Origin of the sequence: Pseudorhodoferax sp. (assembly GCF_047601025.1) — a bacterium.
In the GTDB taxonomy this organism is placed as follows: Bacteria; Pseudomonadota; Gammaproteobacteria; order Burkholderiales; family Burkholderiaceae_C; genus Pseudorhodoferax.
Map to the genome: position 1 here is coordinate 1,778,148 of NZ_JASGJZ010000001.1, position 11,915 is coordinate 1,790,062.

12 protein-coding genes are annotated in these 11,915 nt (G+C 71.2%); 8 read left to right on the plus strand and 4 right to left on the minus strand.

Annotated features, from left to right (window positions below):
* Positions 1–177: 177 nt before the first annotated feature.
* Together QM782_RS08315 and QM782_RS08320 are read right to left on the minus strand one after the other, a co-directional pair.
* Positions 178–1,629: an aldehyde dehydrogenase gene (locus tag QM782_RS08315; protein ID WP_415202445.1), complete on the minus strand. Its 1,452-nt coding sequence runs from the start codon at positions 1,627–1,629 to the stop codon at positions 178–180.
* A 134-nt stretch (positions 1,630–1,763) separates the two neighbouring features.
* Positions 1,764–1,949 carry a DUF1328 family protein gene (locus tag QM782_RS08320; RefSeq protein WP_415202446.1) on the minus strand — a complete coding sequence of 62 codons (186 nt, stop codon included), beginning with the start codon at positions 1,947–1,949 and terminating at the stop codon, positions 1,764–1,766.
* Positions 1,950–2,109: 160 nt separating this feature from the next.
* Here QM782_RS08320 and gstA point away from each other — a divergent pair, with 160 nt between their 5' ends.
* Positions 2,110–2,718, plus strand: a complete 609-nt coding sequence (gene gstA / locus QM782_RS08325; protein WP_415202447.1) for a glutathione transferase GstA — start codon at positions 2,110–2,112, stop codon at positions 2,716–2,718.
* A 127-nt stretch (positions 2,719–2,845) separates the two neighbouring features.
* Positions 2,846–3,949: an alkene reductase gene (locus QM782_RS08330; RefSeq protein ID WP_415202448.1), complete on the plus strand. Its 1,104-nt coding sequence runs from the start codon at positions 2,846–2,848 to the stop codon at positions 3,947–3,949.
* Between the two features lie 198 nt (positions 3,950–4,147).
* On the opposite strand, the gene QM782_RS08335 is transcribed toward QM782_RS08330, so the two are convergent.
* Positions 4,148–4,711, minus strand: coding sequence for a bactofilin family protein (locus QM782_RS08335; protein WP_415202449.1), 564 nt, complete (start codon positions 4,709–4,711; stop codon positions 4,148–4,150).
* A 225-nt stretch (positions 4,712–4,936) separates the two neighbouring features.
* On the opposite strand from QM782_RS08335, the gene QM782_RS08340 reads away from it, so the two are divergent.
* The 5 genes from QM782_RS08340 (at position 4,937) to QM782_RS08360 (ending at position 10,200) form a co-directional block, all read left to right on the plus strand.
* Positions 4,937–5,953, plus strand: a complete 1,017-nt coding sequence (locus QM782_RS08340; protein ID WP_415202450.1) for an ABC transporter ATP-binding protein — start codon at positions 4,937–4,939, stop codon at positions 5,951–5,953.
* A 40-nt stretch (positions 5,954–5,993) separates the two neighbouring features.
* Complete coding sequence (locus QM782_RS08345) at positions 5,994–7,259, plus strand: ABC transporter substrate-binding protein (RefSeq protein WP_415202451.1); 1,266 nt, start codon at positions 5,994–5,996, stop codon at positions 7,257–7,259.
* Positions 7,260–7,265: 6 nt separating this feature from the next.
* A complete protein-coding gene (locus QM782_RS08350) occupies positions 7,266–8,183 on the plus strand; it encodes an ABC transporter permease (RefSeq protein WP_415202452.1) in 918 nt (305 codons plus the stop codon).
* Positions 8,184–8,498: 315 nt separating this feature from the next.
* Entirely contained in the window at positions 8,499–9,383 is an 885-nt protein-coding gene (locus QM782_RS08355) for an ABC transporter permease (protein WP_415202453.1), read from the plus strand.
* A gap of 76 nt (positions 9,384–9,459) precedes the next feature.
* A complete protein-coding gene (locus QM782_RS08360) occupies positions 9,460–10,200 on the plus strand; it encodes an aspartate/glutamate racemase family protein (protein ID WP_415202454.1) in 741 nt (246 codons plus the stop codon).
* A 13-nt stretch (positions 10,201–10,213) separates the two neighbouring features.
* Here the strand turns inward: QM782_RS08360 and QM782_RS08365 are convergent, their stop codons facing one another.
* Positions 10,214–11,173 (minus strand): recombination-associated protein RdgC, encoded by a 960-nt coding sequence (locus tag QM782_RS08365; protein WP_415202455.1) that lies wholly within the window; start codon positions 11,171–11,173, stop codon positions 10,214–10,216.
* A 175-nt stretch (positions 11,174–11,348) separates the two neighbouring features.
* Here QM782_RS08365 and QM782_RS08370 point away from each other — a divergent pair, with 175 nt between their 5' ends.
* Positions 11,349–11,876 carry a Spy/CpxP family protein refolding chaperone gene (locus QM782_RS08370; RefSeq protein WP_415202456.1) on the plus strand — a complete coding sequence of 176 codons (528 nt, stop codon included), beginning with the start codon at positions 11,349–11,351 and terminating at the stop codon, positions 11,874–11,876.
* Positions 11,877–11,915: the final 39 nt, after the last annotated feature.

Sequence of the window (11,915 nt, forward strand, 5' to 3'; positions counted from 1 at the left end):
GGCCGAGCAGCGGCAACTGGTGGACCCCCGCTGGGCGGGCGCATCACCGATCCCTCGGCCACCTCGTGGCGCTACGTCAGCGAGCGCATCGCGCCAGCCCCCAGGCCCCCGCCGGCCCTTGCCGCGCCGCCAGCTTCGGGGTGCTGCCGGATTTGGTCCACACCACCGGAGGCGGCGTCAGAACGGGTAGTGCCGTTCCCCCATCTGCAGGGTGACCCAGCGCAGGTCGGTGAACTCCGCGATGCCGGCCTTGCCGCCGAAGCGGCCCCAGCCGCTGCCCTTGACGCCGCCGAACGGCATCTGCGCCTCGTCGTGCACGGTCGGGCCGTTGACGTGGCAGATGCCCGAGGCGATGCGCTGCGCGACCTGGAACGCACGTGCCACGTCGCGGCCGAACACCGCGGCCGACAGGCCGTAGGCGTTGTCGTTGGCGCAGGCGATGGCCTCTTCCACGCCCTGCACGCGCACGATGGCCTTGACCGGGCCGAACGTCTCCTCGCCATAGATGCGCATGGCCGGCGTCACGTGGTCCAGCAGCGTCGCCGGCATCAGCGTGTTCTCCGCCTTGCCGCCGCACAGCAGCCGGGCGCCCTTGGCCAGCGCGTCGTCGATCAGCGCGTTGCAGTGCTCGACGGTGGAAAGGCCGACCACGCTGCCCAGCACCACCGGGTCCGGCCCGCGCGGGTCGCCCAGCGGCAGCGCGCGGGCCCTGGCCGCGAACTTCTCGACGAAGTCGTCGGCGACCGAGGCGTCGACCACCAGCCGTTCGGTGCTCATGCAGATCTGGCCCGAGTTGGCGAAGCAGCCGAAGGCCGCACCGTCCACCGCCGCGTCCAGGTCGGCGTCGTCCAGCACCAGCAGCGGCGCCTTGCCGCCCAGTTCCAGGACCGCGGGCTTCAGGTGCTGCGCGCACTGCAGCGCGATCAGCCGACCCACGCGCGTGGAGCCGGTGAAGTTCACGCGGCGCACGGCCGGGTGGGCGACCATGGCGTCGACCACGGCCGATGCGTGGGCCGGCGCGTTGGTGACGTAGTTCACCACGCCGGGCGGAAAGCCCGCGTCGACGAAGGCCTGCGCGATCAGCCAGTGCGTCTGCGGGCACAGCTCCGAGCCCTTGAACACCACCGTGTTGCCGCAGGCCAGCGGCGTCGCGATCGCGCGCACGCCCAAGATCACCGGCGCGTTCCACGGCGCGATGCCCAGCACCACGCCGGCCGGCTGGCGCAGGCCCATGGCCAAGCTGCCGGGCACGTCGGACGGGATCACCTCGCCGGCCACCTGCGTGGTCAGCGCCGCCGCCTCGCGCAGCATGCCGGCGGCCAGGTGTACGTTGAAGCCGGCCCACATGCCGGTGGCGCCGGTCTCGCGCGGCAGCGCCGCCACGAAGTCGGGCGTGCGGGCCTCCAGCGCATCGGCGGCCTTGAGCAGCAGCGCGCGGCGCGTGTTCGGACCGGTGCCGCTCCAGGCCGGGAACGCCGCGGCCGCCGCCTCCACCGCGCGGAGGGCGTCGGCGGGCGTGGCCGCCGGCGCACGCGTGGCCAGGCTGCCATCCAGCGGGTTGCGGCGCTCGAAGTACGCGCCGCCCTCGGCGCTGGCGGGCTGGCCGCCGATCAGCATGAGGTCGGACATGTCGGTTCTCTCCTCCTCGGGGGTTGCGGGCACGCCCATCATGGCATGCGCCACTGCCACCCGCCGCCGCTCCCGCCCCGGTGGCGGCCAGCGCGCCCCTGGGCGGTACGGATGGAACCGACTCCGCGGCGCCCCTAGTCGAGCGCCCGCTTGGCCGCGCCCACGCCCAGCGCGGCCAGCACGATGAAGACCACGGCCAGGATCAGGAACAGGCCGAACAGCACCTTGGCGATGCCCGCCGCACCGGCGGCGATGCCGCCGAAACCCAATGCGCCGGCCACCAGGGCGATCAGCGCAAAAATGATGGCCCACTTCAACATGCTCGGCTCCTGTGGTGTGCGGCACGCCGCGATGGAGCAACTGTAGGAATGCGGACTTTGGCGCGTCATCGGCGCCGCTCGCCGGCCCGCGTAGGACAATGGCCCGGCCCTGGGCGACGCAGCTCCGGGCAACTTCCTGCACCTCCAACCAGATCAAGCCATGAAGCTCTACTACTCTCCTGGCGCCTGCTCGCTGTCGCCGCACATCGTGCTGCGCGAAGCGGGCCTGGCCTTCGAACCCGTCAAGGCCCCGACCAAGACGCACAAGCTCGACGACGGCACCGACTACTACACCATCAACCCGCTCGGCTACGTGCCGCTGCTGGAGCTGGACGACGGCACCCGCCTGACCGAAGGCCCGGCCATCGTGCAGTACATCGCCGACCAGGCCCCGCTGAAGAACCTGGCGCCGGCCAACGGCACGCTGGCGCGCTACCGGCTGCAGTCGCTGCTGAACTTCATCGGCACCGAGCTGCACAAGGGCTACAGCCCGCTGTTCAAGCCGACCACGCCCGAAGACTACAAGCCGGCGGTGCGCGAGCAGCTGCTGGCGCGCTACAAGTGGGTGGACGAACAGCTGGCCGGCAAGGACTACCTGACCGGCGAGCACTTCAGCGTGGCCGACGCCTACCTGTTCACCGTGACCAGCTGGGCCAAGCACGTGGCGCTGGACCTCTCGGCCTATCCCAACGTGGCCGCCTTCATGGCCCGCGTGGCCGCCCGCCCGGCCGTGCAGGAAGCGCTCAAGGCCGAAGGCCTGGCCAAGTAAGGCACGCGCCCTCCCGCGCCGCGCGTCCTTGCAACGCGCGGCGCCGGCCCCATCTGGATCCTTCGTTCCCTGCGCCGCCCGTCCACCCGGCGCGGCGGCGCCGCTTCCCAGCATCCACGGAGAGTCCATGTCTTCCCTGTTCGACGCGACGCAGGCCGGCAGCCTGCACCTGGCCAACCGCATCGTCATGGCGCCGCTCACGCGCAACCGCTCGCCCGGCGGCGTGCCCGGCCCGCTGGCGGTGGAGTACTACCGCCAGCGCGCCAGCGCCGGGCTGATCGTCAGCGAAGGCACCGCCATCAGCCCGCAGGGCCAGGGCTATGCCGACGTGCCCGGCCTGTACCGGCCCGAGCAGCTGGCCGGCTGGCGCCGGGTGACCGACGCCGTGCACGCCGCCGGCGGCAGGATCGTGGCCCAGCTCTGGCACGTGGGCCGCGTCTCGCACACCGACCTGCAGCCCGGCCACCAGGCGCCCGTGGGCCCCTCGGCGATCGCCGCCGCCACCAAGACCTACCTGGTCCGGAACGGCCAGGGCGCCTTCGTCGAGACCTCGGTGCCGCGCGCGCTGGCGGCCGAGGAACTGCCCGGCATCGTGGACGACTTCCGCCGCGCCGCGCGCGCCGCGCTGGAGGCCGGCTTCGACGGCGTGGAGATCCACGGCGCCAACGGCTACCTGCTCGACCAGTTCATGAAGCTCGGCGCCAACCACCGCACCGACCACTACGGCGGCAGCATCGCCAACCGGCTGCGCTTCCCGCTGGAGGTCGTGCGCGCGGTCGCGGCCGAGATCGGCGCCGGCCGCGTGGGCCTGCGCATCTCGCCGGCCGCGCCGGCCAACGGCATCTCCGACCCCGACCCGCAGCCGCTGTTCGAGGCGCTGCTGGCCGAACTCGCGCCGCTGGGCCTGGCCTACCTCCACGTGATCGAAGGCGCGACCGGCGGCCCGCGCGAGGTCGGCGACCGGCCGTTCGACTACACGCGCCTGAAGGCCGCCTGGCGCAACGCCGGCGCCAAGGGCGCCTGGATGGTCAACAACGGCTACGACCGCGCGCTGGCCGATCGGGCCGTGGAAGAAGGCGCGGACCTGGTCGCCTTCGGCCGCCTGTTCATCGCCAACCCCGACCTGGTGCGCCGGCTGCGCGAACGCGCGCCGCTGAACACGCCGGACCGCGCGACCTTCTACGGCGGCGGCGCCGAGGGCTACACGGACTATCCGGCGCTGCCGGCCTGAGGCCGACCGACAGGAAGCCCCAACGGAAAACGCCGGCCCGCGGGCCGGCGTCGTCGCCATGGATGCAACCGGGAGGACCGGGAGAGAAGGTTCGGGCTTCTCGGGTGGATGGCTTCAGGCGGATGGCTTTAGGCGGATGGCTTTAGGCGGATGGCTTCAGGCGGATGGCTTCAGGCGGATGGCTTCAGGCGGATGGCTTCAGGCGGCGGCCTGCGCCGGCTTGGCCGCGGCGCCGAAGCCGATCTCGCCGGAGAGCTGGCCGCCTTCTTCCACCACCAGCTTGCCGTAGCGGATCTTGCCGCTGACCCGGCCGGTCGTGTAGATCACCAGCTTCTGGCGCACCACCAGCTCGCCGTCGAAGGCGCCGCGGATCTCGGCCAGGTCCACCTCGGCCGAGCCCTTGAACGCGCCCTGCTCGGCGATCTGCATCATGCGCGAGTCCATCGTGGCCTCGACCGTGCCTTCCACGACCAGCGTGTCACAGTCGGTGATCTCCACGCCCTTGAGCTTGATGTTCGGCCCGACGATCAGCTTGGCGGCGGGTTCCTGCGCCTTGGCGGCGGCGCTGGCAGTAGCGGTGGAAGCGGAAGAAGAAGGCTGCACGGTGGAGGAAGACGGAGTGGCGACGCTTGCGGCAGAGGCCCCGGACGGGCTGGAAACCGCGGAGGAAGGCGTCAGGGAGGAGGTGGTGTTCAGCGTGCCGGAACGGGTGTTGAGCATTTCATTCTCGCGCTTGCCGAAAAAGGGGGATTGCAGGGCCACGGGGCGTACTCCGGTGAAAAGCGAATGGTAGAGGAAGCCGCCTTGCATACCAGCAATCCGCCGTGAAATATCTGTAACCAAGGCCGGTGCCATCGCGCACGGCCGCCCGCCGGGCACCAGATCGGCGCGGACACCCGCCCTGCGCACGACCTTGGTGCCTGGCTGTACGCAGTGCCGGCCGGACCTTGCGTACAAGGTCTGGCACGCCGCTTGCGGTACAGGGGCATGAGTCCAGCCGACGCCCCCGCCCGGTCCATCGCCGTCGAACTCGTCGCGCTGACCAAGCGCTATGCCCAGGGGCAGCCGGCCGTGGACAGCATCGACCTGCGCATTGCCAGCGGCAGCTATTGCTGCCTGCTCGGCCCGTCCGGCTGCGGCAAGAGCACCACGCTGCGCATGATCGCCGGCCACGAGACCGTGACCAGCGGCGACGTGCTGCTGGAAGGCCGCAACATCACCGACCTGCCCGCCGCCGCGCGCGGCACGGCCATGATGTTCCAGAGCTTCGCGCTGTTCCCACACCTCACGGCGCTGGACAACGTGGCCTTCAGCCTGAAGATGAAGGGCGTGGCCAAGGCCGAGCGCCAGGCCCGGGCGCAGGATCTGCTGGAGCGCGTGGCCATGGGGCACCTGGCGCAGCGCAAGCCCGGCGAGCTCTCCGGCGGCCAGCAGCAGCGCGTGGCGCTGGCGCGCGCGCTGATCACGCAGCCGCGCGTGCTGCTGCTGGACGAGCCGCTGTCCGCGCTCGACCCGTTCCTGCGCATCCAGATGCGCGCCGAGCTGCGCCGCTGGCAGAAGGAGCTGGGCCTGACCTTCGTCCACGTCACCCACTCGCAGGAAGAGGCCATGGCGCTGGCCGACACCATGGTCGTGATGAACGCCGGCCTGATCGAGCAGGTCGGCTCGCCGCATGAGATCTACAACCGGCCGGCCACCGAATTCATCGCCCGCTTCATGGGCGGCCACAACGTGCTGGACACGCCCGCCGGCAAGATCGCCGTGCGCAACGACCACATGCGCATCGCGCCGGCCGCCGCGGCCGACGGCCTGCCGGCCCGCATCACCGACGTGGAGTACCAGGGCACCTACGTGCTGCTGGGGCTGGACGCGGCCGGCGCCAGCGGCGTGTCGGTGATGCTGCCCGAAGCCGTGTTCGGCGAACGCCCCTACCGGCTCGGCGAGGACGTGCGCCTGTCCTGGGCACCGCCGCATGCGCATCCGCTGGCGGCGCGCGCGGCCTGAACCCCTTTCCTTCCCCACCCACTTCCAGGAGCCATCGACCATGTCCGACACCCACGCCTTCCACGCGCTGCCACGCCGCACCCTGCTCAAGGGCACGGCCGGCATCCTGGCCAGCGGCCTCGCGCCCTTCGTGCACGCGCAGGACAAGGTCGTGCTGCGCTACCTGGGCACGGCCGTGAACCAGGACAAGGCCATCGCCGAGAAGTTCAAGGCCGACACCGGCATCGAGATCCAGTACGTGGCGGTGACCACCGACGACGTCACCAAGCGCGCCGTCACCGCGCCCAACAGCTTCGACCTGATCGACACCGAGTACTTCTCGCTGAAGAAGATCGTGCCCACCGGCAACCTCAAGGGCATCGACACCCGGCGCATCAGGAACGCCGACAAGATCACGCCGCTGTTCACCAAGGGCGAGATCGCCGGCAAGAAGGTGGGCGAGCAAGGCACGGCGCCCAAGAAGGTCATGTACCTCGAAAGCGAGAAGAGCAAGAAGTTCGCGTCCGAGCCCACGCAGTACATGACGCTGATCCCCACGGTCTACAACGCCGACACGCTGGGCATCCGGCCCGACCTGATCCAGCGCCCGGTCAACTCCTGGGCCGAGCTGCTGAACCCGGAGTTCAAGGGCAAGGCGGCGATCCTGAACATCCCCTCCATCGGCATCATGGACGCGGCCATGGTCGTGGAGGCCAAGGGCCTGCACCAGTACGCCGACAAGGGCAACATGACCCGCGCCGAGATCGACCTGACGATCAAGACGCTGATCGAGGCCAAGAAGGCGGGCCAGTTCCGCGCGCTGTGGAAGGACTTCAACGAGTCCGTGAACCTGATGGCCTCGGGCGAGGTCGTGATCCAGTCCATGTGGAGCCCGGCCGTGACGGCCGTGCGCACCAAAGGCATCGACTGCGTGTTCCAGCCGCTCAAGGAAGGCTACCGCGCCTGGGCCGCCGGCTTCGGCGTGCCGGCCACGCTCTCCGGCCGCAAGCTCGACGGCGCCTACGAGTTCATCAACTGGTTCCTGGACGGCTGGGCCGGCGCCTACCTGAACCGCCAGGGCTACTACAGCGCCGTGCTGGAGACGGCCAAGGCCAAGATGGAGGCCGACGAGTGGGCCTACTGGATGGAGGGCAAGCCCGCCACCCGGGACATCAAGAGCCCCACCGGCGACGTGCTGGCCAAGGCCGGCGCCGTGCGCGACGGCGGCAGCTACGAGCAGCGCATGGGCTCCATCGCCTGCTGGAACGCCGTGATGGACGAGAACACCTACATGGTCCAGAAGTGGAATGAGTTCGTCGCGGCATAGAGGACCATGAGCGCTCCTGCCGCCACCGCCCACGGCTCCCCCACCGAAGCGCCCGGCCGCGGCGTCGCGGCGTGGTGGCAGGCCGCGCCGTTCACGCTGGTCTTCGCGCTGTTCTTCCTGGTGCCGCTGGCGCTGATCGCGATGGTCAGCTTCTGGGACTTCAACGAGTACGAGCTGATCCCGGCCTTCACGGCGAAGAACTACGCGACGATCTTCGAGGGCTGCGCCAGCACCGGCGGCGACCTGTGCGTCACGCTCAAGACCTACCTGTCCACGCTGAAGTTCTGCTTCCTGGTCTGGGGCATCACGCTGGTGCTGGGCTTCGCGGTCTCGTACTTCCTGGCGTTCCACGTGCGCTCGTCGGGCATGCAGACCGCGCTGTTCGTGCTGTGCACCATCCCGTTCTGGACCAGCAACGTGATCCGCATGATCTCCTGGGTGCCGCTGCTGGGCCGCAACGGCCTGGTGAACCAGACGCTGCAGGGCATGGGCCTGATCGACGCGCCGATCGAGTGGCTGCTGTTCTCGGACTTCTCGGTCGTGCTGGCCTTCGTGCACCTGTACACGATGTTCATGATCGTGCCGATCTTCAACTCGATGATGCGCATCGACCGCAGCCTGCTGGAGGCCGCTAGCGACAGCGGCGCCAGCAGCTGGCAGACGCTGTGGAACGTGGTCGTGCCGCTCAGCAAGACCGGCATCATCATCGGCTCGATCTTCGTGATCACCATCGTGATGGGCGACTTCGTGACCATCGGCGTCATGGGCGGCCAGCAGATCGCCTCGGTCGGCAAGATCATCCAGGTGCAGACCTCCTACCTGCAGTTCCCGCTGGCCGCGGCCAACGCGGTGATCCTGCTGGCCGTGGTGCTGATGGTGATCTGGGCCCTGACCCGCATGGTCGACATCCGCAAGGAGCTGTAGCCATGGCCGCTCCCACCGTCCCCGCCACGTGCGGCCACGCTGACATGAAACACCACCCCCAGTCTGCGCGCTGCGCGCGTCGCCAACCCCCTCCAGGGGGCGGAGGGCCGCGGCTCCACGCCTGCCCGCGCAGGCTTGGACGGCCCGACGAGGCGGCTCCTGCGGAGCCGCTGCGGCCTGCACGGCACGCTGGCGGTCCGGCAAGGCCCGTCCGCGGCGCCCGCTGGCATGGCCTGCTCCGCGGCCGTTCGAAGCGCTGCTCGCAGCCCGGTTGCATGCGCTGCAAGCGGCGCGCCAGCGCGATGGACCACTGAGATGCAGGCCAGGATCTCCGAGGCACGGCCGGCCGGCTTCTGGCCGCTGGCGCTGGTGTTCGCACTGTTCGTGCTGTTCATGTACGGCCCGATGCTGGTCATCGTGCTGCTGAGCTTCCAGGGGCCCGAGGGCGGGCTGACCTTTCCGATGCGCGGCCTGTCGCTGCACTGGTTCCGCCAGCTGGCCGCCGGCCTGGGCGTGGTGGACATCGGCGCCGCGTTGCGCCGCTCGCTGGGCCTGGGCGCGGCGGTGATGCTGTTCACCGTGGTGCTGTCGGTGCTGGCCGGCCTGGCCTTCCGCAAGCGGCTGCCGGGTGGCAACGCGCTGTTCTACATCGCCGTCGCCAGCCTGATCATGCCGTCCATCATCGTCTCCCTGGGCATCGGGCTGGAGTTCCGGCTGATCGACACGGGCCTGAAGGCGCTGTTCGAGCGCTTCGGCTGGGACACCGCCCTGGAGCACTACGGCACCGCGCTGGGGCTGGCCACCAGCGCGCTCGGCGCCCACCTGACCTGGACGCTGCCGTTCGGCCTGCTGATCATGTTCGCGGTCTTCAACCGCTTCGACCCGAGCTACGAGGAGGCCGCGCGCGACCTCGGCGCCACGCCCTGGCAAGGCTTCCGCCACGTGGTGCTGCCGCTGATCGCACCCTCGGTCGTCGGCATCGGCATGTTCGGCTTCACGCTGTCCTGGGACGAGATCGCCCGCACCTCGCAGGCCATCGGCGACGTGAACACGCTGCCGCTGGAGCTGCAGGGGCTCACCTCCACCGTCACCTCGCCGGCCATCTACGCGCTGGGCACGGTGACGACCGTCGTGTCCTTCCTGGTCATGGGGCTGGCGATCGGCCTGGCCGTCCTGCTGGCGCGCCGGCGCAAGGCCTAGGGATACGCGCCATGCCCGCAGGACCCATGCCGCTGCCGCCAGACCTGGCGCCCGTGCGGACCGGATGAAGAAGAAGATGCGCCACCTGCTCGTGCTGAACCCCAACACCACCGCCGGCGTGACGGCGCTGCTGCAGCGGCACGTGCAGCGCGCGGCCGGCCCCGGCGTGGCCGTGCGCTGCGTGACCGCGCGGCTGGGTGCGCCCTACATCGCCTGCGAGGCCAGCTACGCAGTCGCTGGCCATGCCGCGCTCGACGCCTGGGCCATGGCGCTCGCGCAGCCGGCGCAGCCGGCGCCCGACGCGGTGCTGATCGGCTGCTTCGGCGACCCCGGCCTGTTCGCGCTGCGCGAGGCCAGCCCGGTCCCGGTCACCGGCCTGGCGGAAGCCGCCTGCCTGGAGGCCGCGCAGCGGGGCCGCTTCGCCATCGTGACCGGCGGCGCCCGCTGGGTGCCGATGCTGGAACGGCTGGCCCAGGCGCTGGGCTGCGGCGCCGCGCTGGCCGGCATCCACAGCGTGGCGCCGACGGGGGCGCAGCTGGCCGCCGATCCGCAGGGTGCCCGCGCGCTGCTGGCCCAGGCCTGCCGCGAGGCCGCCGCACGCTGGAACGCCCAGGCCGTCATCGTCGGCGGCGCCGGCCTGGCCGGCATCGCCGAAGCCATCCAGGCCGAGGTGCCGGTGCCGCTGGTCGACAGCGTGGCGGCCGGCACGCGCCATGCACTGGCACTGCCGCGGCCGGCCCATGCGCGGGCCACACCGGGCTTCGACGTCGGCTGGCAGCAGGTCTCGGCCGAGCTGCAGGCGCTCGGCCAACGTTGAGCAGCGGCGAACTTCAGAACGGCGCGTCCACCGTTTCCTCGGATGCGGTCGCAGGCGCTGCCGGCGCAGGTGCCTCGGTGCTCGGCACGATCTCCCCGCCCAGCGCCTCCAGCAGGTCCGGCAGCAGCCGGCCGATCTCGCCGGTGGCGATCGCCGCGTCGGCGTCGAAGCCGTCCTCCTTCTCCTGCGAGGTCTTCTCGAACACGCCGTCCTGGAACTGCAGCTTCTTCAGCTGCATGCCCTCGGTCAGCACGAAGGACACGCGGTCGTCCCAGGTCATCGCCAGCCGCGTCGGCAGCTTGCCCTCGGCGATGTGCTGGCGGATCTCCTCGATGTCCAGCGCATGGTGGGCATAGCGCACCACGGCCTTGGAGGCATCGGTGGCCTTGAGCTCGCACTCGCGGTCGATCGAGAAGCCGGCCGGCGGCTGCTGGCTGCTGAGCCATTCGGACATCGCCGCCGTGGCCGAGGTGGCGGTATGCAGCTCCTGCACCGCGAAGCCGTCCAGCGCCTCCACCAGCAGGCTGACCACCTCGTCGGCGCGGCTCTGGCTGCCGGCGTCCACCACCAGCCGGCGCGCCTGCGGATCGATCCACACCAGCGTGCTGCCGCGCTTGGTGAAGGCCACCGGCAGCAGCGTCTGCTTGGCCTCCTCGCGCAGCTCGCGGACCTCCTTGCGGCCAGGCTTGCGGCCGGTCGCGGCCTCGATCTGCTGGGCGCGCTCGTCGGCCTTGCGCCGGACAACGGAGGCCGGCACGGCCTTGCTCTCGACCATCAGCCTGAGCAGGTACTGGCCGCCCACGCTCTCCAGCAGCGCCCCGTGTTCCTCGCCGCGCGGCGGCACCCAGCCGGCCGCGCGCTCCTGCGTCGCACCGCATTCCTCAAAGCGCCGGCTCTCCAGCGCCTGCTCGATCAGCCCGGCGTCGGCGGTCCAGGCGCCGCCGAGCTTGTACACCATCACGTTCTTGAACACTGCTCTCGCTCTCGTTGCAGGGAAAGCCGGCCATTGTCGCCGCCGGGCGGTGCGCGGCAACTTTACAGATCCCGAATCGAAGCGCCACGGCCGCGATACATGCGCGCCCGACACTGGCGGTGCAGCGCGGCAGGGTCCGCGCCGCACCCCTGGAACGCACGAAAGGAAGTCCACCATGCGCCACCCCCGTCTCTCGTTCAAACGCTTCGTCCTGGCCGGCGCCATGGCCGCGCTGGCCGCCGGCGCCATCGCGCAGACGCCCGCTGCGCCGCCCGCCGCTCCCCCGGCCGCCGGCCAGGCGCCGGGCGCCGACGCCCAGCACCCGCACCAGCACCGTCCGCGCGACGGCGGCGCCCAGCGCCTGGCCAGGCTCAAGGAGCAGCTCAAGATCACGCCCGCGCAGGAACCGGCCTGGAACGCCTACACCGCCAGCCTGCTGCCGCCACCGCCGCCGGCCGAACGCCCGCCGCGCGAGGACCTGCGCACGCTGACCACGCCGCAGCGCATCGAACGCCTGCGCGCGCTGCACGCCGAGCGCACGGCCGACATGGAGCGCCGCGCCGAGGCCGTGCTGCGCCTGTACGGCGCGCTGGCGCCCGAGCAGCAGCAGGTGTTCGACCGCCACCCCGGCCTGGCGATGGGCTTCGGCCCGATGCACGGCCCGCGCGACCACCACCACCGTGGTCCCGGCCGTCCCGGCTGAGGAACCCGCGGCGCCGCGCCGGGTCTACCGGCACCCCAC